General features: G+C 63.1%; 21 protein-coding genes. 6 read left to right on the top strand and 15 right to left on the bottom strand.

The annotated features are described in order from the left end of the window. Positions 1 to 142: 142 nt before the first annotated feature. The 3 genes from queF (at position 143) to ACLKMW_RS02835 (ending at position 2,785) form a co-directional block, all read left to right on the top strand. Positions 143 to 604, top strand: a complete 462-nt coding sequence (gene queF / locus ACLKMW_RS02845) for a preQ(1) synthase (protein WP_415722864.1) — start codon at positions 143 to 145, stop codon at positions 602 to 604. 41 nt (positions 605 to 645) lie between these two features. Continuing rightward, on the top strand, positions 646 to 2,490 hold the full coding sequence (gene mutL / locus ACLKMW_RS02840; RefSeq protein ID WP_415722863.1) for a DNA mismatch repair endonuclease MutL: 1,845 nt from the start codon (positions 646 to 648) through the stop codon (positions 2,488 to 2,490). Between the two features lie 61 nt (positions 2,491 to 2,551). Then, on the top strand, positions 2,552 to 2,785 hold the full coding sequence (locus ACLKMW_RS02835; RefSeq protein ID WP_415722862.1) for a DUF2093 domain-containing protein: 234 nt from the start codon (positions 2,552 to 2,554) through the stop codon (positions 2,783 to 2,785). Here ACLKMW_RS02835 and lpxK read toward each other — a convergent pair. The 6 genes from lpxK to ACLKMW_RS02805 form a co-directional block, all read right to left on the bottom strand. After that, a complete protein-coding gene (gene lpxK / locus ACLKMW_RS02830) occupies positions 2,782 to 3,804 on the bottom strand; it encodes a tetraacyldisaccharide 4'-kinase (protein WP_415722861.1) in 1,023 nt (340 codons plus the stop codon). The genes ACLKMW_RS02835 and lpxK overlap by 4 nt on opposite strands. Further along, the gene (gene waaA, locus ACLKMW_RS02825) at positions 3,794 to 5,119 is read right to left on the bottom strand and encodes a lipid IV(A) 3-deoxy-D-manno-octulosonic acid transferase (RefSeq protein ID WP_415722860.1); all 1,326 of its coding nucleotides are present in this window, start codon (positions 5,117 to 5,119) and stop codon (positions 3,794 to 3,796) included. Before waaA ends, lpxK begins: the two co-directional genes overlap by 11 nt. Next, positions 5,116 to 5,907, bottom strand: a complete 792-nt coding sequence (locus tag ACLKMW_RS02820; protein ID WP_415722859.1) for a lysophospholipid acyltransferase family protein — start codon at positions 5,905 to 5,907, stop codon at positions 5,116 to 5,118. The genes waaA and ACLKMW_RS02820 overlap by 4 nt, the downstream gene beginning before the upstream one ends. Continuing rightward, positions 5,907 to 6,158, bottom strand: coding sequence for a DUF4170 domain-containing protein (locus tag ACLKMW_RS02815; protein ID WP_415722858.1), 252 nt, complete (start codon positions 6,156 to 6,158; stop codon positions 5,907 to 5,909). The genes ACLKMW_RS02820 and ACLKMW_RS02815 overlap by 1 nt, the downstream gene beginning before the upstream one ends. A 132-nt stretch (positions 6,159 to 6,290) precedes the next feature. Further along, a complete protein-coding gene (locus ACLKMW_RS02810) occupies positions 6,291 to 7,094 on the bottom strand; it encodes a 3'(2'),5'-bisphosphate nucleotidase CysQ (protein WP_415722857.1) in 804 nt (267 codons plus the stop codon). Beyond that, complete coding sequence (locus tag ACLKMW_RS02805; protein ID WP_415722856.1) at positions 7,081 to 8,436, bottom strand: TldD/PmbA family protein; 1,356 nt, start codon at positions 8,434 to 8,436, stop codon at positions 7,081 to 7,083. Before ACLKMW_RS02805 ends, ACLKMW_RS02810 begins: the two co-directional genes overlap by 14 nt. 315 nt (positions 8,437 to 8,751) lie before the next feature. On the opposite strand from ACLKMW_RS02805, the gene ACLKMW_RS02800 reads away from it, so the two are divergent. Continuing rightward, positions 8,752 to 9,168, top strand: coding sequence for a VOC family protein (locus ACLKMW_RS02800; RefSeq protein ID WP_415722855.1), 417 nt, complete (start codon positions 8,752 to 8,754; stop codon positions 9,166 to 9,168). A gap of 13 nt (positions 9,169 to 9,181) precedes the next feature. Here the strand turns inward: ACLKMW_RS02800 and ACLKMW_RS02795 are convergent, their stop codons facing one another. From ACLKMW_RS02795 to ACLKMW_RS02775, 5 genes are all read right to left on the bottom strand, one after another. Continuing rightward, positions 9,182 to 10,024, bottom strand: coding sequence for a patatin-like phospholipase family protein (locus ACLKMW_RS02795; protein ID WP_415722854.1), 843 nt, complete (start codon positions 10,022 to 10,024; stop codon positions 9,182 to 9,184). Then, entirely contained in the window at positions 10,021 to 11,376 is a 1,356-nt protein-coding gene (locus ACLKMW_RS02790) for a M16 family metallopeptidase (RefSeq protein ID WP_415722853.1), read from the bottom strand. Before ACLKMW_RS02790 ends, ACLKMW_RS02795 begins: the two co-directional genes overlap by 4 nt. Before the next feature lie 14 nt (positions 11,377 to 11,390). Further along, positions 11,391 to 12,815, bottom strand: coding sequence for a M16 family metallopeptidase (locus ACLKMW_RS02785; RefSeq protein ID WP_415723178.1), 1,425 nt, complete (start codon positions 12,813 to 12,815; stop codon positions 11,391 to 11,393). Between the two features lie 185 nt (positions 12,816 to 13,000). Beyond that, positions 13,001 to 13,555, bottom strand: a complete 555-nt coding sequence (gene rsmD / locus ACLKMW_RS02780; protein ID WP_415722852.1) for a 16S rRNA (guanine(966)-N(2))-methyltransferase RsmD — start codon at positions 13,553 to 13,555, stop codon at positions 13,001 to 13,003. Then, the gene (locus ACLKMW_RS02775; RefSeq protein ID WP_415722851.1) at positions 13,536 to 15,530 is read right to left on the bottom strand and encodes a pseudouridine synthase; all 1,995 of its coding nucleotides are present in this window, start codon (positions 15,528 to 15,530) and stop codon (positions 13,536 to 13,538) included. The genes rsmD and ACLKMW_RS02775 overlap by 20 nt, the downstream gene beginning before the upstream one ends. Positions 15,531 to 15,595: 65 nt before the next feature. On the opposite strand from ACLKMW_RS02775, the gene ACLKMW_RS02770 reads away from it, so the two are divergent. Continuing rightward, entirely contained in the window at positions 15,596 to 16,048 is a 453-nt protein-coding gene (locus ACLKMW_RS02770) for a nucleoside deaminase (protein WP_415722850.1), read from the top strand. 38 nt (positions 16,049 to 16,086) lie between these two features. Here ACLKMW_RS02770 and ACLKMW_RS02765 read toward each other — a convergent pair whose 3' ends face one another. Together ACLKMW_RS02765 and ileS are read right to left on the bottom strand one after the other, a co-directional pair. After that, entirely contained in the window at positions 16,087 to 16,764 is a 678-nt protein-coding gene (locus ACLKMW_RS02765; protein WP_415722849.1) for a hypothetical protein, read from the bottom strand. A gap of 178 nt (positions 16,765 to 16,942) precedes the next feature. Further along, entirely contained in the window at positions 16,943 to 19,939 is a 2,997-nt protein-coding gene (ileS, locus tag ACLKMW_RS02760; RefSeq protein WP_415723177.1) for an isoleucine--tRNA ligase, read from the bottom strand. A 607-nt stretch (positions 19,940 to 20,546) separates the two neighbouring features. Here ileS and ACLKMW_RS02755 point away from each other — a divergent pair. Beyond that, positions 20,547 to 21,110 (top strand): HdeD family acid-resistance protein, encoded by a 564-nt coding sequence (locus tag ACLKMW_RS02755; protein ID WP_415722848.1) that lies wholly within the window; start codon positions 20,547 to 20,549, stop codon positions 21,108 to 21,110. 37 nt (positions 21,111 to 21,147) lie between these two features. On the opposite strand, the gene ACLKMW_RS02750 is transcribed toward ACLKMW_RS02755, so the two are convergent. Together ACLKMW_RS02750 and ACLKMW_RS02745 are read right to left on the bottom strand one after the other, a co-directional pair. Further along, positions 21,148 to 22,131: a bifunctional riboflavin kinase/FAD synthetase gene (locus ACLKMW_RS02750; RefSeq protein WP_415722847.1), complete on the bottom strand. Its 984-nt coding sequence runs from the start codon at positions 22,129 to 22,131 to the stop codon at positions 21,148 to 21,150. A gap of 6 nt (positions 22,132 to 22,137) precedes the next feature. After that, positions 22,138 to 22,998 (bottom strand): TIGR01459 family HAD-type hydrolase, encoded by an 861-nt coding sequence (locus ACLKMW_RS02745; protein ID WP_415722846.1) that lies wholly within the window; start codon positions 22,996 to 22,998, stop codon positions 22,138 to 22,140. Positions 22,999 to 23,009 lie beyond the last annotated feature (11 nt).

Genomic DNA, 23,009 nt, shown 5'->3' with positions numbered 1-23,009 from the left:
AAACGCTTTTGCCGCTTCGCGATGGGCCAGAAGCGGAAAACTCAGGGACACACTTATCTTCTGGTTCCCCCAAAATGCGTCTATAAGCGCTAACAAACGCGCATCCGAAGCCCGAAACAGCGCATCCATCGAGACGACCAAAATGACCATAACCGACAGCCTCACTCAGCTTGGCGCGCCTGTGGCGACGCCCGCTTCGCCGGAAACAGCCGTCCTGGAGACGGTGCCCTATTCGCGTGGCGATGGCCCGCCGGCGATCGTCCGCTTCACCTGCCCGGAATTCACCTCGCTCTGCCCGGTGACCGGCCAGCCGGATTTTGCGCATATTGTCATCGACTATGCGCCCGACGCCGCCCTGGTCGAATCCAAGTCGCTGAAGCTGTTCCTGGTTTCCTTCCGAAATCACGGCGCCTTCCATGAGGATTGCACCGTCATGATCGCCCGGCGCGTCGTCGAAGCAACCAAGCCGCTCTGGCTGCGCATCGCCGGCTACTGGTATCCGCGCGGCGGCATTCCGATCGACGTCTTCTGGCAGACCGGCACTCCGCCCGAAGGGGCATGGCTGCCGGACACCGGCGTGGCGCCCTATCGCGGCCGCGGTTGATTGGCTTTTCCGTCGCGCTCGAATCCGCATATGATATCCAGATGCCGATCCGCCACCTCTCAGAAACGATGATCAACCAGATCGCTGCCGGCGAGGTCATCGAGCGTCCGGCAAGTGTCGTCAAGGAACTGGTTGAAAACGCGCTCGATGCGGGCGCCACGCGGCTGGAAATCGTTACGGCGGGCGGCGGGCTCAACCTGATCCGTGTCGGCGACGATGGATCGGGCATTCCGCCATCCGAGCTGGAACTTGCGGTGTCGCGGCACTGCACCTCCAAACTCTCCAACGACATCCACGACATTCGATCGCTCGGCTTTCGCGGCGAGGCCCTGCCCTCGATCGGTTCCGTAGCGCGGCTAACGATCCGCTCGCGCACCGTTTCCGGCGATGCCGGCGCCGAAATCGCGGTGGAGGGCGGCCAGGTCTCGGCGGTACGGCCGGCCGCCGCCAATCGCGGTACTTCGGTCGAGGTGCGCGACCTGTTCTTCGCCACGCCGGCGCGGCTCAAGTTCATGAAGGGCGAGCGCGCCGAGTCGACGGCGATCAGCGACGTCGTCAAGCGCATCGCCATCGCCTTTCCCGCCGTCGCCTTCACGCTCTCCGGCCCGGATCGTACACGCCTCGAACTGCCAACCGCCGGCGACGGGGAGGATGGCCGGCTGCGCCGCATCGCCCAGGTAATGGGCGAGGAATTTCCCGAAAATGCGCTTGCGATCGACGCCGTGCGCGAAAACGTGCGGCTCACCGGCCATGTGTCGATCCCGTCTTACTCGCGGGCCAACGCGCTGCAGCAATACGCCTATGTCAATGGCCGCCCGGTACGAGACAAGCTGATCGCGGCCGCCATTCGCGGCGCCTATGCCGACGTGCTGGCGCGCGACCGCAACGCCGTGACCGTGCTGTTCCTGACGATCGACCCAGCCCATGTCGACGTCAATGTCCATCCGGCCAAGGCCGATGTGCGCTTCCGCGATCCGGGCTTGGTGCGCGGGCTGATCGTCGGCGCCATCCGCGAGACGCTAGCCAATGCCGGCATCCGGCCGGCAACGTCAGCCGCCTCGGCGATGATGAACGCCTTCCGCCCCGGAGCCGCAGCCTACGGACATCCCGGTCCCGCCAACGGGCACCGCAGCTTCAACCCCGGACTGCGAGCCGCCGCTGCCGGCGGTTTCGATGTCGCCCGCTCGCCCTACCGCCCGCTGGAACCGAGATTTTCCGAAAGCAGTCAGGCGGCGTTCGACACGGGTCCAGGCGTCAGTGCCGACGCGCGCGCCGGCTACGGAGAAGTGCCGGAGGTGATGCTGCGGACCGAGCTCGGCGCGGCGCGCGCGCAGGTCCACGAGAACTATATCGTCGCGCAGACCGCGGATTCGCTGATCATCGTCGACCAGCACGCCGCCCATGAGCGGCTGGTCTATGAGGCGCTCAAGCAGGCGCTCGATGCGCGCGCTCTTCCGGCACAGATGCTGCTTTTACCGGAAATCATCGATCTGCCGGAAGACGACGTCACGCGGATTGTCGCGCATGCCGACATGCTGCGCCGCTTCGGGCTCGGCGTCGAGCGCTTCGGGCCGGGCGCCATCGCGGTGCGCGAAACACCGGCCATGCTCGGCGAGACCGATGTCGGCCAGCTTATCCGCGATCTCGCCGACGAGATCGCCGACAACGACACCACCGAGACGCTGAAGGCGCGGCTGCACAAAATTGCCGCCACCATGGCCTGTCATGGCTCGGTTCGCTCCGGCCGCCGGCTGCTGCCCGACGAGATGAACGCGTTGCTGCGCCAAATGGAAGCAACTCCTGGTTCCGGCACCTGCAACCATGGCCGGCCCACCTATATCGAGCTGAAGCTGGCCGACATCGAACGGCTGTTCGGCAGACGATAGCGCTGCTTGACCGCGACTGCGTTTTGTGGCGGAACAGTTCGGCAAACAGGTTTGAGCCAAGATGATGAACCGCTTTGAGGGGCCCGGCGCAAGGGAAGCCCGCATCCGCTATCTCGACGGAGATTTCCAGGTCACCAGCCCGGGGGCCTTCGTGCGCTGTGCGGTCACCGGTGAATCCATCCCGCTTGACGAGCTCAAATATTGGAGCGTCGCGCGCCAGGAGCCGTATCTCAACGCCACGGTGGCGCTCAATCGCGAAATCGAAGCCAATCCCGAATTGCGGAAGCGTCGTTAGCCTAACCGCCGTCGGCGCCAGGCTTCGAGCGTCGCGCCAATGATGCGTTCGGGCACTTGCCCCACCTCGAAAACAGTTTCGATCTCCAGAACGGCGAGCATTTCCAGAAATGCCTCGGGGGCGGCTCCATGGCGCAGGCGCGCGGCATCCTTGGTCGTCGTCACCAGTTCAAGCCCGTCGGCGCGCGCGGCCGCGGCCAGCTCGTCCAGATCGTCGCGGCTGTAGAAATGGTGGTCCGGGAACGAGCGTTTGGCGGCAACGATGCCGCCGGCCTTCGCGACAGTCGTGAAGAATTTCTCAGGGTGGCCGATGCCGGCAAAGGCAAGAAAGCGTCGGCCGGCGAGATGTTCGCCGTCGCGCGGCCGAACCGCTGCCTCGAATATCGGCTTGCCGGCGCGTGAGGCTTTGCGCACAGTCTGATCGGCCGCGAAGCCCTCGCCCATCTTCAGCACCGCATCGGCGAACCGCAACTGGTCGACCAAGGGCGCCCGCAGCGGCCCCCCCGGAATGATGTGGCCGTTGCCGATGCCATAGCGCGCGTCGACCACCAGCAGGGCGTAGTCGATGTGAATGCGCGCACTCTGGAAGCCGTCGTCCATGATGAGGAAATCGCAGCCGCGTTCCTGGAGCAGCTTCGCCCCGGCAACCCGGTTGGCCGTCACCGCTACTGGCGCGTGTTCGGCCAGAAGCAGTGGCTCGTCGCCAACATGCCTGGCGCTGTCGTGGTGCGCATCGACGATATGGGCTTGCGAAAAACTGCCGCCATGGCCGCGCGACAGGAAACCCGGCTTGAGCTTCATGCGCCTGGCCGAGTTGGCCATGGCAATGGCAACGGGTGTCTTTCCAGTGCCGCCGACGGTGAAATTTCCGATGCAGAGCACCGGGAGATCGGCATGCACGCGCTTGGCCGAGGCCATGCGGCGCGCAGCCGCCAGCCCGTAAAGCGTGGAGAGCGGCGACAGCGCCAAGGCGCGCCAACCGGGCTTCTCCCACCAGAACGGCGGCGCTTCACTGGTCACGAAGCGAACCCGTTCCCTTGAGGCGGGACTTGACGATCAGCGGCTGGATGAAGGGCTCGAGCGCCTTCAATGTCTTGGCGAGCGCTCCGCGCATCTCGTTGACCGTGGTGACGCCTGCCGCCATCATGTCGTGGCGCGCCCTCTCGTTGAGCAGCAGGAAATTGACCGCGCGGGCCAGCATGTCGCTGTCGCGCACCAGCCGGGCACCGCCGCTTTCAATCAGCCGCTGATAAGTATCACGGAAATTCTGGACATTGCGCCCGGACAGGACCGCCGTTTCCAGCATCGCCGGTTCCAGCGGATTCTGTCCCCCTTCCGACGTCAGCGAACGACCGACGAAGGCGATTTCCGTCAGGCGCAGATAAAGACCCATTTCACCGATCGTGTCGCCAAGCAGAATGTCGGTGTCGGCCGTCACCGCGTCGCCGGTGCTGCGCCGCGCGACCTTCAGACCGCGCTCTGAAAAATCGGCAATCAGCGCCTCCGCCCGGTCGGGATGGCGCGGCACTATGATCGTCAGCAGGCCGGGATGGCGATCCCGCAACAGAAGGTGAAGGTCGGCGGCCACCTGCTCCTCGCCATTGTGCGTGGAGATGGCCGCCCAGTTCGGCCGCTTGCCGATCTGCCGCTGCAAGGTGGCAAGCTCCACATCGTTCGCCGGCGGCGGATTGGTGTCGACCTTCAGATTTCCCGAAATGGTTACCGGACGCGCCCCAAGGGCGGCGAAACGTTCGGCGTCCACCTCGGACTGGGCGACCACGTGCGCCATGTTCTCGAACAGGGCTTCAGCCAGATAGGGCCGCTTCTTCCATGATTTGAAGGAGCGATCGGACAAGCGCCCGTTGACCAGAACCTGCGGCACGCGGCGGGCGCCAAGTTCCAGGATCGTCATCGGCCAGATTTCCGACTCGGCGATGATCGCCAGATCAGGCTGCCAGTGGTCGAGGAAGCGGCTCACGGCGGGCTTCAGGTCGAGCGGCACATATTGGTGGATGACACGGCTGCCGAGCCGCTCCTGCGCTACTTTTGCCGAGGTGACCGTGCCCGTCGTCAGCACCACATGCATTCCATAGCCCAGTATGCGCTCGATGAGCGAAACCACCGCCACCGTTTCACCGACGCTTGCCGCGTGCACCCAGATCACCGGACCTTCCGGGCGGGGGTGGCCGGCACGACCGTAACGTTCGCGCCGCCGCCTGTGATCTTCCTTGCCCCGGCTGGAACGCCAGGCGACATAGGTGCCGATCACCGGATAGGCGAGCGAGCCTGCCAGGCGATAGGCCGACAAAAGGGTGCGCGCCCAGCGTTCGCTCATTTGCGCTCACCATCGGCCAGGCGATATGCCGTCTCGGTCGCTACGTTCAACGTGTCGGTGAGTTCCTGCCGCTTGCGTTGCATTTCAGCCTCGTCGGCATCCGCCGCGACATGGATCGGATCACCGACGACGAGGCCACAACGCCCGAAAGGCAGGTTGATCGTGGTCTTGTCCCAGGTCCTTTCGAGCACCTTGCGTCGGCTGGTGGCGATCGCCACCGCGATTATCGGTCGACCTGAAAGACGCGCCAGCGTGACGATGCCAAGCCCTGCCTGACGCGGGGTGCCGTGTGGAATATCTGCGATCATGGCGACATTCTTGCCGGCATCGAGCGCCCTTTTCAGGGCAATCAAGGCGCGCGCGCCGCCTTTTTCGACATTCTGAGTGCCCTCGCGTCCGCCCGAACCGCGCACCGCCTGAAATCCGAGCTTCTCGACGACCAGCGCATTGAGTTCGGCATCGGCGCTGCGCGATACCATCGCCACGAGGCCCTTGGCCTTAGGGTAGATGCATGGCGCCAGCAAATGCTGGCCGTGCCACAGTGCTACGATTGCCGGGGTCAGCGTGGCGTGGGCCTCGTCCAGGTTGGAAGAGCCCTTGGCAAGCGGATTGGTCAGCCGGATGAATCGCAGCGCCTGCGCAAGCAATGTGGCAAGGATGCCCTTGACCAGGCGCGACTGCGCCAGCGGCTTGCGAATCCTTCGCCAGAACCGCTTGCCCGCGCCGGTCTTGCGGTCCTTTCCTGCCGCGACGGCAGCGAAGGGCTGGGCTGTGTGCCTTTCCGTCATCAGCTCCGGCCAGGTGTGTTGTGATCAGGGTCGAGAAGCCGATGCAGATGAACGACGAAATAGCGCGTGAGGGCATTGTCGACGCTGGCCTGCGCCTTCGCCTTCCAGGCTGCCTCGGCCGAGCGGTAGTCCGGATAGATGCCGACAATATCCAGCGCGTCGAGATCACGGAATTCGGTCGAGCCCAGGCTCTTCAGTTCTCCACCGAACACCAGATGCAGGAGCTGCTTTTTGTCGTTTTCCTCAGCCATGTCCTAGTCCTGAATCATGTTGGGCAAAATTGCCATCGTCTCTAGCGCAAAACGTGTTCGAGTGGAATCCACTTGAACGAAGCGATTTTACGCAGATTCAAAGTCTTACAGCGCCGCCGCGCCTCGATCGCTTCAGGCGTTAGCCTCGGCGACAACCCCGGCGATGACCTTCAGCAGGGGGCCGCTTCCGGCCACCAGTACGCCATGTTTCGACACCCGGCCACCATAAGACGGCGGCTTGCCAAAAGCATCGAGCATTTGGCCGCCAGCTTCGCGCAGGATCAGGTCGGCGGCGGCGATGTCCCAATCATGCGCATTCGACCTGACGAAGGTTGCGTCGAGCCTGCCCTCGGCAATCATCGCCAGGCGATAGGCCAGTGACGGAATATGGGCGACGCGCCGGACACGCTGTTGCCAGTGCCGTGGCATGGCGTCGAAAAAATGCTTCGGCCCGCCGATCTCGACCAGTTCACCCGCCTCACGCACATGGATGACCTCGCCGTTTCTGCGAGCACCCCGGCCGGGCAGAGCGGAAAATATCTCGCCAAGCGCGGGACAATCGAGAACGCCCGCGATAGTCTGGCCGCCTTCCACCACCGCGACGCTGACGCACCAAGTCTCCAGTCCCTGGATGAATGCGCGTGTCCCGTCGATCGGATCAACCACGAAGGTGCGCCGCGCTTGGAGCCGCGCGGCATCGTCCGCCGTTTCCTCCGACAGCCAGCCATAGTCCGGCCTGGCTGCCATAAGCGTCTCGCGCAGGAATTTGTCGGCCGCGTAGTCGGCTTCACTCACCGGTGACTGGCCTGCCTTCATCCAGACTCGCGGGTCTTTCTTGAAATAGCGCAATGCGATCTCGCCGGCTTCGCGCGCGGCTTCCAGCAATAGCGGCAAATCATCGGCGGCAGCCGACACGAACGGCTCAGCTTCCGGCAAGCGTCATTCCTCCAATCAGGAGGGTGGGAGCAGCCGTGCCGAAATTGCGATCGATGTCGTTTGCCGGCACCATATTGAGGAACATATCCTTGAGATTGGAAGCAATCGTCACTTCCGATACCGGATAGGCAAGCTCGCCATTCTCGATCCAGAAGCCCGAGGCGCCGCGGCTGTATTCGCCGGTGATCATGTTGACGCCCTGGCCAAACACTTCGGTGACATAGAAGCCGGTCTTCAACGAACCGATCAGGTCCTGCGGGGAGCCGACGCCGGGTTCGATGGAAAGATTGGTCGAACTTGGGGAGACGGAGGAACCGCTGCGGGCGCCGCGCCCGTTCGTCTGAAGCCCGAGTTCCCTGGCAGCGGAAGTTGAAAGAAACCAGTGTTTCAGCACACCGTTTTCGACCATCACCAGCCTTTCGCCGGCCACGCCCTCGCCGTCGAAAGGCCGCGAGGCCGGGCCGCGCGGGCGCTGCGGCTCATCGATGACGGTTATGCCGCCTGCCGCGACCTGCTTGCCCATCATGTCTCGCAGAAAACTCGTCTTGCGGGCAACGGAAGCGCCGTTGATCGCACCCGCAAGGTGGCTTGCTATGCCACGCGCCACGCGCGGGTCGAAAACAACATCGATCGGGCCGGTCCGGGCCTTGCGGGCATTCAGCCGCCGCACCGCCCGCTCGCCGGCGCTCACTCCAATCGTCTCAGGCGTATCGAGATCGGCGAAATGCAGCCGCGAAGAAAAATCGTAGTCGCGCTCCATGCCGGTGCCCTCACCCGCGACCATACTTACCGAACGCGAAAAGCGCGTGCCGACATAATGGCCGAGAAATCCGTGCGAGGTGGCCAGAACCAGCCCGCCGAAGCCGGCACCGGCGCCGCTGCCGCCGGAATTGGTGACGCCCGGCACCGCAAGTGCTGCCTCCTCGGCCGCCAGCGCATCGGCTTTCAACTGCTCGGCCGAAACCGCTGTGTCATCGAAAAGATCGAGTTCGTTCACCACCTTCGCCAGAAGCGCCGCGTCGGCCAGCCCCTGGAACGGGTCTTCGGGAGAAACCCTGGCCATGGCAACCGCACGTTCGGCCAGTGTCGCCGGGTCCGAAGCGGCCGTCGCCGAAACGCTGGCGACGCGCTTGCCGATAAAGACCCGCAGCGACACATCCTCGCTTTCGGAGGCTTCCGTTCCTTCTACCTTGCCAAGCCGCACGGAAACGCTCGCCGAGCGGCCGCGCACCGCCACCGCGTCGGCTGCATCCGCGCCTGCACGCTTTGCCGCCTCCACGAGAGCGGAAACGCGATCGGTCAATTTCTGGGGATCGCGTGCGTCGTGATCGGTATCGGTCATATGAGCTTTCCTGAACCAGATCGGTTTCTTCGCGGCGGTTGGCGCGAAACCCTGCCGCACCATCTATTGTTCCGCCTCTGCTTGTGCAATGGCTGAGAGCCGTTTTGACAATTCCGCTCCGGCGGACATCTGCGGCGGTTTTCTATGCTTCCGGTGTTCATGGACCAAACGTCCACTGCGCTCCGGTTCTCGAAAAATCGCCCCATCTGTCTCGCCGGAATGGTTTCTCAAAAAAGGCTCTAAAATCTTACTCAACCCGAATGGATAGTGGCCTTTGCGCACCCCTTCCACTTCGGATCAACGGGAATCATCGGCATGACGCCCTTTCACCTCGCCTTTCCAGTCCACGACCTCGAAGCAACCCGCACCTTCTACCGCGACGTGCTTGGCTGCGCCATCGGCCGCTCGTCGGAGACCTGGGTCGATTTCGATCTCTATGGCCACCAGATGTCGGCACATTTGCGACCCGGAACCGCAAAGGCCGCCAATGACGGTCAAGTTGGCGGCAAGCTCGTGCCCATACCGCATTTCGGCGTCGTCCTGACGATGGACGAGTGGGAGGCGCTTGCCGCGCGCCTTAAGGCTCGCACCGACATCGACTGGCTGGAAAGGCCGATGGTGCGCTTTGCCGGCGAACCTGGCGAGCAGGCCACCCTTTTCATCCGCGATCCTTCTGGCAACGCGCTGGAGTTCAAGGGCTTTCGCTCCCTGGATCAGGTTTTCGCGCATTGAGGCAGCATCGCGGCTAGCCCCTCAGCCGCCTTTCCCTTTGATGCAAGGCAAAATCGACGGCGCGCTTCAACTCATCCTTGATGGGGGTTGTCTCGGCCATGACCGCATCGATCTTGAGAAAGTCCAGCGCGCGGAACCTGGACGAGGGCGAGCGCAGAAAAATTTCGGGCCGGCTCTGGCTGAGCTTGATGGCGGTGATCGACTGCATCATCAATTGACTGGCGCCGAATATCAGGTCGAGCGAGTTGGGTCGCTTGCGGCCGGTCTCGCTCGGTGCGCCGACTACATCGATCGCGATGACGATATCGGCATCGTTTTCGACCAGATCGAATGGCACCGGATTGTATATACCGCCGTCGATCAAAAGCTTGGAGCCGCGCTTGACCGGACGGAACACCGCCGGAATGGCGGCCGAGGCGGCAAGCGCCGAATGCAGATCGCCTTTCTGTATGACCTCGAGCCGGTGGCCGAAGAAGTCCGTCGCCGTTACCTTCAGCGGTATCTTCAGCTCGGAAAAGTGATCCGGAACCTGGATCGGCAGGAAAGCCTTGAGAATGCGCTCGATGTTGAACTGACTGATGCGAATACCGCCCATCATCTCGGAAAACGTGCCGGGCCGCGCGCGCCACATGCGGCTTGCCACTTCCGAGCGTCTGCCAAGGATCGAGCGGGCGTATTCGTGTATTTCCTTGCCGGTCATACCGGCGGCCATGCCCGCGCCCATGATCGCGCCGATCGAGGATCCGGCGATCACCACAGGCCGGATGCCGAGTTCATCCAGCGTCTCGATGACATGGATATGGGCAAGCCCGCGCGCGCCGCCGCCTCCGAACGCCACGGCGAATGTGGGGCTCATTCCTTGCCTCCACCGGGAGGCGGCCCGACGATCAACACCGCCGGTTCGGCGCGCAGCAGCCTTTTCGCCGCTTCGCGCGTGCCCTCCAGCGTCACCGCCTCGATCAGCGCGGCACGGCGGTCGATATAGTCGATGCCGAGTTCCTCGATCTGCAATTCCAGCAGCGTCCTGGCGATCGCACTCGAGGAGTCGAGATTGTTGATGGCGTAGGCGCCGATCAGGTACTTTTTCGCCGCATCGAGTTCCGCCTCCGTCGGGCCTTCTTCGGCCATGCCACGCACGATGTCGCGAATGACATTCAGCGTTTCGTCAGCCCTGACGGCGCGCGTCGAGGTGCCGATGACCAGCGCGTTGGCATGATCGTAATTGACGAGCGACGAGCTGATGCCATAGGCGAGCCCCCGCTTTTCGCGCACTTCATCGAACAGCCGCGAAGTGAACGTGCCGCCCCCCAGAATGTGGTTCATCAGCACCGCGTCGAAGAATGCGGGATCGTCGCGCTCGATGCCCGGATAGGCGAGTTGGATCAGCGCTTGCGGCAGTTGATATTCGAAACGGACCTCCTGCCCGAGCTTCGGCTGCACGTCGGCAATCGGTGTCAGGGTCGGTTTCTGGGGAAGGTCACCGAACAACCGGTCGAGCTCACCCTTCAGCGTTTCGGCGTCGATTGCTCCGACGACCGCCACCTTCAGATTCTCACGGGCAAAGATCGCCTTATGAAATGCCCGCAGATCATCGGCGGTGATCGTCGCCAGCGTCTCCTGGGTTCCCTCATCGCGACGCGCATAGGGATGGTCGCCATACAGCGCGGCCGACCACTTCACCTGCGCCGCCACTTCCGGATCACGCGAGCTGGAAATGATGTTGGAAACGATCTGTGACCGGATACGGTCGATCGGCGCCTGGTCGAAGCGCGGCTCGGTGATGGCCAGCCGGAGCAGTTGCAGCGCCTCGTCCTTCTGATCGGCCAGAAGGCGCATCGAGCCATAAAGAGTGTCGCGCGTCTCGCCAAAACCCATTTCGGCTCCGGCATCGTCCAGGCGCGACTGGAAGGCCTCACTGTCCAGATCGCCTGCCCCTTCGTCAAACAGGCCGGTCATCAGGTTTGCAAGCCCCTCCTTGCCCCTGGGGTCCTGCGTGAAACCACCCTCGAAGGCAAAGCGGATGGAAATGAGCGGCACGGAATAGTCTTCGACCAGCCAGGCGCTGACGCCCTTCGGCGACGTTACCTCCTGTATTTTCATTTCGGCCCGCGCCGGTGCGACCGACGATAAGGCCAGCGTCAAGACCATGACTGTCGCGGCGATTGCGACCGCCAGCGGCCGGATGTGCGTTTCGATCGAATTCATCATGGCGCTTATCCCGATCAGTTGGCAGCGCCGGCGCCGGTGGGCGCGGCTTCGATCGGGCCCGGCTCGTCGGCCTTCCCGGTTTCGGGTTTGATCATTTCAGGCGGAATTTCCGAGGCTTCCGGCCTGCTATCCTGCGCCGGCAGCAGATAGCCACTCACGGAAACGTCCGGGTTCAGATATTTGACTGCAACCGCCTTGATCTCCGCGGCGGTGACGGCGCGAATCTTGTCGGGCCACTGCTGCACCTCTTCCACGGTACCGCCGGTGGCAAGCGTGCTGCCGTAGATATTGGCCATGCTGGATTGATCGTCCCGGGCGAAAATCGTGCTGCGCACGAAACGGTTCTTGGCCTTCTCCAGTTCCGTTTCCGTCACGCCATCCCGAATGATGCGAGCGATTTCGGCATCGACGGCTTTCTCCACCGCCTCCAATCCGTTTGCACCGCGCGGCGCGCCGTAGACCGTGAAACTGGTGTCGTCGAGGGTCGTGCCTTCGTAATAGGCACCGGCACCGGCGGCAATGCCGGCTTTGACCACCAGCGCCTGGTAGAGCCGGCTTCTCGTGCCGCCACCCAGTATCTCGGACAGGAGATCGAGCGCCTCGGCCTCTCCAGGCGTCGCCCGATGATAGGAGGGCACCACCCATGACCTGGAAAAACTCGGCACGGTTACGCGCCTGTCGGTAAGCGTCACGCTTCGCCTGGTATTCTGCTCGGGTTCGGATGGGCGGATTCGCGGCGGCAGATCCGGGCCGCGCGCAACCTTGCCATAGGTCCTTTCGGCCATCGACCTTACCGTATCGGGCTCGACATCGCCCGCGACCACCAGAACCGCGTTGTTCGGCGCATAATAGCGATCGTAGAACTCGACGGCCTCGGCCCGGTTCAGCTTCTCCATTTCATGCATCCAGCCGATTATCGGTATGCGGTATGGATGGTTCTGGAACAGCGTGGCTTGTACCTCTTCCTCGAGCAGAGCCTGTGGGCTGCCTTCGACACGGGAGCGGCGCTCCTCCAGGATGACGTCGCGTTCGGGTCCGATCACCGCATCCGTCAGGATCAGGTTGCGCATGCGGTCGGCCTCGAAGCTCATCATCGTTTCAAGTGCATCCGGCGTCACCGTCTGGAAGTAGGCCGTATAATCGTAGGAGGTGAAGGCGTTCTCATGGCCGCCAATCTCGGCGATCCGCGCTCCGAACTCGCCCGCCTTGTGCTTGGCGGTTCCCTTGAACATCAGGTGCTCGAAAAAATGCGCAATGCCGGATTTACCCGCAGGTTCGTCGGCGCTGCCGACCTTGTACCAGACCATGTGGGTGACGATCGGGGCGCGGTGGTCGGGAATGACCACCACCTCCATGCCATTGTCGAGGACGAACTGGGTGACGTTCGCACCGGCTTGTCCAGTTTCAGCCATGGCGGAAGATGGCAGTGCCAGCAGCATGATGGATGCGGCCAGCAGCCTTCTTCCCCGTCGCGCCAGAAGCCCAGCCTTGAAAATCATCCAGCGCTCCTTGCAGCTTCGCGCAATCCTGCATCCAAACTTTCGGCCAATGTCACTGACGCCGGAAAAAGGCCGAAGCTGGACCATGCACCAAAAAAGCGAGACCGGCATCCGCGCCGGGCGTATCAGGTGCTTTCCATCAGGCGAATGATGGTCTCGCCATAGCTGCGCTCGTCGATCACCTTAAAACCCGCGCCGGGATCAAACGGGGCGGCCGCCGTTTCCTCGACGACGCAAAGCGCGTTGGCTTGCAGCCAGCCGCCCGTTCGAGCCGAGCGCAGTGCGGCTTCGCCAAGTCCCTTGCCATAAGGGGGATCGGCAAACACCAGGTTGAACGGCTGCACCGTGCCTGCCGGACCAAGGCCGGTCGCATCGCGGCGGAAGATCTTGGTGCGGCCCTGCAGGCCGAAGGCATCGACATTGGTGCGGATCAGGCCCCGACCTTCCGCGGAATCCTCGATGAACATGCAAAACGAGGCTCCGCGCGACAATGCCTCGAGGCCAAGGGCACCCGTTCCGGCGAAGAGGTCGAGCACGCGCGCGCCCTGCAGCCGCTCGCCGAAACGATGCGTCAGCACATTGAACAGCGCCTCGCGAGTGCGGTCGGTTGTCGGGCGGATGGCGTTGGTGCGCGGCGTGGCGAGCGGCCTGCCGCGAAATTCACCGCCGACGATCCGCATCGCTCTTGCCCCCGCGCGGTCCAGACGGGCGCGGCCCGCCTGAACGCGGACCATCCCCCTGCCCGTTGCCGCGCTCGTCGTCGTGACGCCTTGGCTTGCCGAAGCCGGATTTGCCACCGCCGGGCTTTTCGAAGAAGGGCTTGCCGCTATGCTTGTGATGTCCAGCACCATGCGCCTTCTTTCCGCCTTCCGCTTTTTCGGCCGCGGCCCTGCCGGCACCGATCGGACGCGCTCCCGGCGCCATCCAGACATTCGCCTTCCGGCCGCCCGGCGGATCGACAGGCCGCTGCTCGCGCGCGGCGGGCTTGCCCACACGCGCTGGCCGCTCGCCTCGTTCAGGCTTGGGGCCACGCTCGGGACCTGGCCCACGCTCCGACTTGAAGCCTCGATCCGGTTTCGTCTGCAACCGTCCGAGCACGTCTTCGCGATGGCGTTCATCGTCGCGCCGGCGATTCTTGATCAGCCCACCCTCGCCGACGTTCAACGGTCGCGGACGGCGCGGTGCGCGCTGTGAGGCAGCTTCGTCGGTCGGCTTGTCATGTTCGCGCCGTGCCGGCTTGTTGGTGAAGGGCTTGACGATATCGGCCTCGAAATTCGCGCCCGATTCTTCGATCAGCCGTTCACCAAGCTGGTCGCGCAGCGTACGGCCGCTCAGTTCCTGGACGTGCCCTTCCGGCAGTTCGCCAAGCTGGAACGGCCCATAGGAGACGCGGATCAGCCGGGTCACGTCGAGGCCGAGCGAGCCAAGTATGTTTTTCACTTCGCGGTTCTTGCCCTCGCGTAAGGCGAGCGTCAGCCAGGCATTGCTGCCCTGCTCGCGATCGAGCGTGGCTTCCACCGAACCGTAGAAGACGCCGTCGATCGCCATGCCGTCCTTCAAGCCGGCAAGCCGATCCGTATCGACCTTGCCGTGCACGCGCACCCGGTAACGGCGCAGCCAACCGGTGGCCGGCAATTCCAGCACGCGCGCCAGCCCGCCGTCATTGGTCAGGAGCAGCAGGCCCTCGGTGTTGATATCGAGTCGGCCGACCGTCATCAGTCTCGGCAATTCAGCCGGAAGCGCGTCGAAAATGGTCTTGCGTCCTTCCGGGTCGCGATTGGTCGTGACAAGACCGGCCGGCTTGTGAAACAGGAACAGCCGCGTCCGCTCGATCGGCGGAATGAGATTTCCGTCAAGTTCGATCCGGTCATCAGGCATTACGTTGAAGGCGGGCGAGCCCAGCACCTTGCCATTGACCTTGACGCGGCCTGCCGCAATCAACTCCTCGGCATCGCGACGCGAGGCAATGCCCACCCGCGCCAAGCGCTTGGCAATGCGCTCGCCCGGCGCCTCTTCGACGGCCTTTGCACGTGCAAATGGTTTGCGCTCCGCGTCAGGTCGCTTGAACCCGTCGGACTTCGGACGCCGCTCGAAACCGCCTTCGCGCGGGCCCTGCGACCTGTCGAAGCGCCGGGCTGGCCTCTCGCTGGCCGTTTCCGCTTCACGCTCAGGGCGGCGGACAAAGGGCTTGCGGTCATCACGCGGACCGGAATCGAAGCGCCTTTCGCGGCGCTCACCGGTTTCCGAACCCCGCTCCCTGGCGTTATGGGGGCGGTCGCCACGCTCGAACCGGCCTGGGCGCGACGCACCCTGCCCTTCGCGCTTCTCATAGGGCTTGCCGTCGGGGCGCGGCCCCTTGCGAAACTGCGCCCCGCTGCGCTGCGGGCGCGCGTCGTCGCCGTCGCGTGGCCGTTCGTCGCGCCTGAACTCACGTTTCGGCCGCTCCGCACCAGATGTTTGAGATTCGGCGCGCCGTTTGGCAAAGGGCTTGCTCGCGCCGGTGCGGTCGCCCAGTTTCTCGGACGGCTTGCCGCCTTCGAACCGGGACTTTCCGGCAAGACCGAACTTGCCGCCCTTGCGCGGAGCGTCCTTGCCGCGCGGTCCGCCCGGTTTTGGCCCGCCTTTGCGCGGAAATTTCTTACGATCGTCATCCATGTGGCGTTTGCCTTTCCGAGGCGGTAGATAACAGGAACATTCTGGACTTGCGAGGGAATAACGGCTTGAAACGCCCGGATTTCATGGCCTTGGCTCTTGCCGAGGCCGAGGCCGCCGCCGCACGCGGCGAAGTGCCGGTCGGCGCGGTCGTCGCCCGCGGTACAAGGATCGTTTCACGCGCCGGAAACCGCACCCGGGAACTTAACGATCCGACTGCTCACGCCGAAATGCTGGCGATCCGCGAGGCCTCGCAAAAACTATCGGCCGAGCGGCTTACCGATCTCGATCTCTATGTGACGCTGGAGCCTTGTGCCATGTGCGCGGCGGCGATTTCCTTCGCCCGCATCAGGCGGCTCTATTTCGGAGCCAGCGACGAAAAAGGTGGTGCCGTCGTCAACGGCGTGCGGTTCTTCGCCTCGCCGACCTGCCATCACGTCCCCGAGGTCTACCCCGGCATTGCCGAAAGCAGTGCAGCCGGCATCCTCAAGACATTCTTCCAGGCGCGGCGCGATCTGTGACTACGTGAACCACTGCGGCATGTTCGCAGCGGCTTCTCTTACCACGGCAATATATCGCGCCAGCTCTTGCCGCCCTTCTTGGCTTCGGCCTTGAGGCGTCTTTCCTTCTTCAACTCGTCCTCACCGACGTCGCCCACCGGCGCGGTGGCAGCCGGCTGGCGGTAGACCAGCGGCGGCTCGCTCAGATATTTGCGCGTCGTTTCGCTGCCTTGCCTGGTTTCGGCCAATCGCTTGTTGAACGCCTCGCGCTGCTGCTGTCGCATCGCGGGCGGCTCGATTCCGGATTCGAGTCGCCTCTGCGACGCGCCAAGCGGCGCACTAGGCGCCGATGAGGCAGCATACACATCGGATTCGACCTCCGGCCGCCAGCCGGGCTTGTCGCGATTGGCGGTTGCATCGGCGCGAATGCGGGCTCGCTTCTGTTCCGGCGATTCCGGCCATACATCGCTACGCGCGGTGACGATGTTGTCCTGCGGCGCGGGCAGATTGGCCGCCTGACCAGGCTGCGGCTTGACCAGTTCAGGACGCGGCTTGTAGTCGATCCTCTCGCGGCCCTTTGGCGCGATCGACAGAATTCCCGTCACGTCACCGACAAGCTGCTCGGTCGCGGTCTTGTCGGTGCCATAGGTCGGCGAGCCCACGCATCCCGAAAGGGCGAGACTGGAAGCCATGAGCGACGTCAACAGCGCCGCGCGCCTCCGCGTCTTTTCAGTCATGCCAGAAAATCCCACTACAAATTGCCTCTGGAAAAGTAATCCAACCGGAATCCGGCCACCGCCCGCACGCTCATCCGACGAGAATCCGGCGACAATTTGTCGTCCGAAGTCCCGCGCTTTTAACGCATGGCGCGTATAAGGGCAACGACCGGCCGCATGTGAATCTCGCTGACGAGCCTCAAAGCCGACCCAGCGCGCGCAATTCGCGCAGCACCGCCGCGTCCCGCGCAGAGACGTCGGGAAACTCCGAATCTGCACCGACATCGTCGGTAAACCGCCAGGAACGCGCACATTTGCGCAAGCCGCGCTCCTCGGCTTTCGTCACGAGGACCGCCACGCCTGGAACCTCACGGAGGGAGAAGGCCTCCTCCGGTGCGGTGTCATGCGACACGACAAGATCGCTCGTGATGCAGATTTCCGCCATGTCGATCCCGGCAAAAGCTTCCTCAAGCGCGGCGTCGGTCATGTAGACGGTCGGGACGGCGTCCAGCGAGGAGCCGATCGTCTTTTTTGCCCGCTCAAGTTCCAGTGCGCCAGTGACGACGCTGCGGACTTGACGAAGCTTGCGCCATTTTTCGGCAAGTGCATCGTTCTTCCATTCGCTCGGCACATCGCGGAACTGCTCGAGATGAACGGATACCGCGGATGGATAGCGTTCGAGCCAGGCTTCCTCCGTAGTGAACGGCAGCATTGGCGCAAGCCATGTCACCAGATGGTCGAAGAGATGACGCACCACTTGCACGGCCGACTTGCGCTTCACGCTGGAGGGAGCCTCACAGTAGAGGGCATCCTTGCGGATATCGAAATAGAAAGCGGACAGTTCCACGACCATGAAGTCGATCAGCGCGCGAGTGATGCGCTTGAACTCGAAGGCATCGTAGCCGGCCCGCATGATCTGGTCGAGTTCCGACAGCCGGTGCAGCATGAGCTGTTCCAGTTCCGGCATATCCGCCAGCGGCACCTCGTCGCCCTCGTCATGCGCGAGCGTTCCCAGCATCCAGCGGATGGTGTTGCGCAGCTTGCGATAAGCGTCGATATTGGTCTGCAGCACGTTCTTGCCGAGCCGCTGGTCTTCCCAATAGTCCGTGGTCATCACCCACAGGCGCAATATGTCGGCGCCGGACTGCTTCATCACGTCCTGAGGAACAACGGTGTTGCCGAGCGACTTCGACATCTTCCGGCCGTCCTCGTCCATGGTGAAACCATGGGTGACGACGGTATCGTAAGGTGCGCGGCCGCGCGTGCCGCAGCTTTCCAGCAGCGACGAATGGAACCAGCCGCGATGCTGGTCGGAGCCTTCCAGATAGACATCGGCCGGCCATTTAAGGTCGGGCCGATCCTCGAGCGTGAAGGTATGCGTCGATCCTGAATCGAACCAGACATCGAGAATGTCGGTGACCTGCCGCCACCGCGCGTGATCGTGGCCCTCGCCCAAAAACCGCTCCTTGGCGCCCTCGGCAAACCAGGCGTCGGCGCCTTCCTTCTCGAATGCTTCGAGAATGCGAGCATTGACCGCGTCATCGACCAGGATATCGCCATCCGCATCGGCGAACACGCAGATCGGCACGCCCCAGGCGCGCTGGCGTGACAACACCCAGTCCGGGCGCTCCTCGATCATGGCGCGCAGCCTGGTCTGGCCGGCGGCCGGCACGAAGCGTGTCGCGTCGATCGCAGCCAGCGCGCGATTGCGCAAGGTATCGGGTTTCTTCCCACCCGCGCCGCTGTGCGTCGCGACCTCCGCCATCGAGGGGGAGGTAAACCCGCCCAGCTCCTTGTCCATGTGGACGAACCATTGCGGCGTATTGCGGAAAATCACCGGCTTCTTGGAGCGCCAGCTATGCGGGTAGGAGTGCTTAAGCCGCCCGCGCGCAAACAGCGCGTTCGCGCCGATCAGCGCCTCGATGACCGCCTTGTTGGCGTCGCCCTTCTTGCCGTTGTCATCGATGACGCGCGCTGCCCCGCCCTCGCGGTCCGGGCCGAAGCCGGGCGCGTCCTTGGTGAAGTAGCCGGCGTCGTCCACGGTGAACGGGATTCTCGTCGAGATCCCGCGCATCTCGAGGTCACGGACCGAATCCATCCAGGCGTCGAAGTCTTCGCGACCGTGGCCAGGCGCGGTATGGACGAATCCGGTACCAGTATCATCGGTCACGTGATCGCCGGCCAGCATCGGCACGGTGAATTCATAACCGCCGCCCAAGCCCTTGAATGGATGCGAAAGCACAATGCTTTCAAGGTCTTCAGCGCTGACACTGCCGATCCGATTCAAGGTGACCTTGGCTTTCTCCGCCGCTTCTCCTGCAAGCGCATCGGCAAAGATCAGCTTCTCGCCGGGCTGCGGGCCGAAGTCGTTTTCCGCCGCCGTCACCTCAAAAAGGCCATAAGCGATGCGAGGAGAAAAGCTCACTGCGCGGTTGCCGGGGATCGTCCACGGGGTCGTGGTCCAGATGACGACGTGGGCTCCCGCCAAACGATCGGCGCCGTTCGCCACCGGGAACTTCACCCAGATCGTGTCGCTTTCGTAGTCCTGATATTCGACCTCGGCTTCGGCGAGCGCGGTGCGTTCCACCACGCTCCACATCACCGGCTTGGAGCCGCGGTAAAGCTGGCCGGATTTGGCGAATTTCAGCAGCTCGCCGGCGATCCGCGCCTCGGCGTGAAAATTCATCGTCGTATAGGGATTGTCGAAATCGCCCTCGACGCCGAGCCGCTTGAATTCCTCAGACTGGACCTTGATCCAGTGGGCCGCAAACTCGCGACACTCCTTGCGGAACTCGTTGACGGGAACCTCGTCCTTGTTCTTGCCCTTGGCGCGATACTGCTCCTCGATCTTCCATTCGATCGGCAGGCCATGACAGTCCCAGCCCGGCACATAATTGCTGTCATATCCGCGCATCTGGAACGAGCGGGTGATGACGTCCTTGAGGATCTTGTTCAGCGCATGGCCGATGTGGATGTTGCCGTTCGCATAGGGTGGCCCGTCATGCAGGACGAAAAGCGGACGACCCGCAGCATTTTCACGCAGGCGCTTATACATGCCCATTTCCTGCCAGCGCTTGACCAGCACCGGTTCCTTTTCGGGCAGGCCGGCGCGCATCGGAAAATTCGTCTGCGGCAGATAAAGGGTCTTCGAATAGTCGATCTTGGATTGTTCGGAATTAACGGACGTATCGGTCATTGTCTTGCCATCGAATTGCCCGGCGAAAGCGGCCATGGGCGTTCAACCATCGTGGTCTGAAAAAGCGAGCAGGCGCTTGAGATAAAGCCCCGGGCTTACGAACAGCATTACGCCGCTCGGAAGACCGGGCCGGTAATTCGTATAGCAATCGCGAAGACGAGCGCCGAAAATCTCATGGCCGCGCTTTTAGCGGAGGCGGACAGGAGAATAAAGCACATAAATTGGGCGCATGGCGGAAGCCTTTTTGGCGAAGTCGAACCGATCGGCGGTCGCGACACCGGGGATGAGCGAGCCTCGCTCCCTTGCTAGGCTGAAGTCCTTGGCTGGCGGAGACGGCCACAGAGGGCCGAGCACGATCGCGGCCGAACAGATCGCCGCGAATCGACCGAGCGGAACTATCCCGCCCCGAACATACTCCTGAGCACAATCACTCGTTGAGCCCGCACTTTCGTTCATGTTGGAAAATTTGAAGTGAATTCAGTCTGATACACCAAATCTTTCGCAACCCACATGCAGCTGGCTCGCAACGCGACTGGACGGTTTCGCGCAAGCGAGTTAACGTTCGTCATGGACTATGTTGGACTGAACTCTATCGTGGAGGGACGACATGACATTGCCATCCGAAGCACCCAACACACTAGGTAATGCCATTGGTGAAGCACGGTCGAAATGGGGCTGGTTCGTCGCCCTCGGCGTGCTGCTCCTGATCTTCGGCGTTATTGCCTTCGGCAATCTCGTCATTGCAACCGTCGCATCAGTCTATGTCGTGGGCACGCTGATGCTGGTCGCCGGCATCGTTGAAATCGCCCATGCCTTCGGCGTGAAGGACTGGAGCGGCTTTTTCTGGTGGCTGCTCAGCGGTTTGCTCTATGCCATCGCCGGCTTTCTCGCCTTCTACAATCCGCTTCTGGCCTCTGCAGTGCTGACCTTCCTATTGGCTGTCAGCCTCGTCGCATCGGGGCTCCTGCGCCTTTGGGTCGGCCTGAAGAACAGGCAGGCGAGCGGCTGGGGCTGGATCGTCGCCGCCGGCATCGTCACGGCGCTGGCCGGCCTGATCATTGCGCTCGGCTGGCCGATCAACAGCCTTTGGGTGCTTGGCCTTTTCCTGGCGATCGACCTGATATTCCAGGGCTGGACATTCATCGCATTCGGCCTGGCATTGAGGAGATAGCCGAAGCGTCACGGATACTGCCGCTGGACCCTCGAAGCTAGAAGGCGATGGCGCGATCAAGCGGCGACAACGGCGTGACGCTCGCCAGCAGCGCGCGCGCTTCGGCCTCGTCGCGCTTCATCTGGGCGACCAGGGCGTCGAGGCCATCAAACTTCTCCTCACCACGCAGATAGGCGAACAGCGAAACGCGACAGGTCTGCCAATACAGGTCGCCGGTGAAATCGAACAAGAAAGTTTCAAGCAGCGGCGCGCCATCGGTGTCGACGGTCGGCCGGCGGCCGAAACTGGCGACACCATCATGCAGCGTGCCGTCGGCACGGCGAAACCTTACGGCATAGATGCCGTATTTAAGGCTATTGGTTTCGGGCAGCGCCATGTTTGCGGTCGGGAAGCTCAGCGTACGGCCAAGCTGCTTTCCATGCCCTACTTCGGCCTCGACCGTGTACCGGTAGCCAAGCAGGCCCGCCGCCTGCGCAACCTCGCCTTCCGACAACAGGCCGCGAATACGGCTGGACGAGACGATTTCAGCGCCTTCATCGCGAAATGGATCGACCAGCGTCACGCCGAAGCCATGACGCGCTCCTGCCTCCATCAAAAAGGCCGGCCCACCCTGCCGGTTCTTGCCGAAGTGGAAGTCGAAACCGGTCACTACATGGCTGACGCCGAGGTCGCTCGACAGCATCTGCATCACGAAGCGTTCGGCATCCAGTTCGGCGAATTCGCGCGTAAAGGCCTGCTCCACCACCGCATCGAAGCCGAGTTCGGCCAGCAGCCGTGCCTTCATCGGCGGCGGCGTCAGCAAGAAAAGCGGGGTGTCGGGCTGGAATACGGTGCGCGGATGCGGCTCGAACGTCAGCACCAGCGCCGGCACGCCATGCCGGGCCGCCTCCTGCAGCGCGCGTTCCAGCACGACCTGATGGCCACGATGCACGCCATCGAAATTGCCGATCGCCACCACGCCGCCGCGAAGGCCATCAGGCAATGTCGCCGAACCGGAAATACGCTGGAAGGAACGCATCATACTTCGTTACCGAAGCCGCGGGATGACCGCAACCGGCTGTTGTCCATGTTTCTCAAGAAATGCCGCCAGTAGCTTCGGATCGGAATCATGGGCCTCGCCATAGTCGCGGGCATGGATGCCACCTGAAACATAGAGTGCGTCGATGTCGTTGTCGGTCGCACCCTTTATGTCCGTCAGCATGCCGTCACCGATGGCCAGCGTCTTCGAGCGGTCGGCTTCGCGGCCCAGAAGTTCGCCGACGACTCTCAAGGCTGCCTCGTAGATCGGCCGATGGGGCTTGCCCGAAATCAGCGTCCTGCCGCCCAGCTGGCCGTAGTCGCGCGCCAATGCACCGGCGCACCAGATCAGCCTGTCGCCGCGCTCCACCACGATGTCGGGATTGGCGCAGATGAATGGCAGGTTGCGCGAGCGAAACCGCCGCAGCATGTCGGCATAGTCTTCCGGCGTTTCGGTCTCGTCATCCATCAGGCCGGTGCACACCACGGCGTCGGCTTCGAATTCCTCGACCAGTTCACAATCCAGCCCGTCATAGATCGGCAGGTCACGGTCGCTGCCGACATGAAACAGTTTCCGTGGCGCTTCGCGGATCAGGTCGCGGGTGACGTCGCCAGAGGTGACGACGCGGTCCCAACAATCGTCCGGCACGCCAAGTGCGGCCAATTGCGCTTCCACGCCTTCGCGCGGGCGCGGTGAATTGGTGATGAGGACCACGACAACGCCCCTCGCCCGGGCTCGCGTCAAAGCGCGGCAGGCGTCAGGAAACGCCTCGACGCCATTGTGGACGACGCCCCAGACATCACACAGCAGCGCTTCGTAGCGGTCGGTCAGAACGTCCAGAGACTCGATCTTCGTGGGCGAACCCGCCATGATTTCTCCTG

The sequence above is a fragment of the Borborobacter xinjiangensis genome, assembly GCF_047739745.1.
Classification (GTDB): Bacteria; Pseudomonadota; Alphaproteobacteria; order Rhizobiales; family Rhizobiaceae; genus Pseudaminobacter.
Note: the sequence above shows the minus strand (reverse complement) of the source record. Positions and strands in the feature narration are given on the sequence as shown.

Coding starts and splice junctions, on each gene's coding strand:
- queF (WP_415722864.1), top strand. CDS start 143: ATGACCATAACCGACAGCCTCACTCAGCTTGGCGCGCCTGTGGCGACG.
- mutL (WP_415722863.1), top strand. CDS start 646: ATGCCGATCCGCCACCTCTCAGAAACGATGATCAACCAGATCGCTGCC.
- ACLKMW_RS02835 (WP_415722862.1), top strand. CDS start 2,552: ATGATGAACCGCTTTGAGGGGCCCGGCGCAAGGGAAGCCCGCATCCGC.
- waaA (WP_415722860.1), bottom strand. CDS start 5,119: ATGAGCGAACGCTGGGCGCGCACCCTTTTGTCGGCCTATCGCCTGGCA.
- ACLKMW_RS02820 (WP_415722859.1), bottom strand. CDS start 5,907: ATGACGGAAAGGCACACAGCCCAGCCCTTCGCTGCCGTCGCGGCAGGA.
- ACLKMW_RS02815 (WP_415722858.1), bottom strand. CDS start 6,158: ATGGCTGAGGAAAACGACAAAAAGCAGCTCCTGCATCTGGTGTTCGGT.
- ACLKMW_RS02805 (WP_415722856.1), bottom strand. CDS start 8,436: ATGACCGATACCGATCACGACGCACGCGATCCCCAGAAATTGACCGAT.
- ACLKMW_RS02800 (WP_415722855.1), top strand. CDS start 8,752: ATGACGCCCTTTCACCTCGCCTTTCCAGTCCACGACCTCGAAGCAACC.
- ACLKMW_RS02795 (WP_415722854.1), bottom strand. CDS start 10,024: ATGAGCCCCACATTCGCCGTGGCGTTCGGAGGCGGCGGCGCGCGCGGG.
- ACLKMW_RS02790 (WP_415722853.1), bottom strand. CDS start 11,376: ATGATGAATTCGATCGAAACGCACATCCGGCCGCTGGCGGTCGCAATC.
- ACLKMW_RS02785 (WP_415723178.1), bottom strand. CDS start 12,815: ATGCTGCTGGCACTGCCATCTTCCGCCATGGCTGAAACTGGACAAGCC.
- rsmD (WP_415722852.1), bottom strand. CDS start 13,555: ATGCGGATCGTCGGCGGTGAATTTCGCGGCAGGCCGCTCGCCACGCCG.
- ACLKMW_RS02775 (WP_415722851.1), bottom strand. CDS start 15,530: ATGGATGACGATCGTAAGAAATTTCCGCGCAAAGGCGGGCCAAAACCG.
- ACLKMW_RS02765 (WP_415722849.1), bottom strand. CDS start 16,764: ATGACTGAAAAGACGCGGAGGCGCGCGGCGCTGTTGACGTCGCTCATG.
- ileS (WP_415723177.1), bottom strand. CDS start 19,939: ATGACCGATACGTCCGTTAATTCCGAACAATCCAAGATCGACTATTCG.
- ACLKMW_RS02755 (WP_415722848.1), top strand. CDS start 20,547: ATGACATTGCCATCCGAAGCACCCAACACACTAGGTAATGCCATTGGT.
- ACLKMW_RS02750 (WP_415722847.1), bottom strand. CDS start 22,131: ATGATGCGTTCCTTCCAGCGTATTTCCGGTTCGGCGACATTGCCTGAT.
- ACLKMW_RS02745 (WP_415722846.1), bottom strand. CDS start 22,998: ATGGCGGGTTCGCCCACGAAGATCGAGTCTCTGGACGTTCTGACCGAC.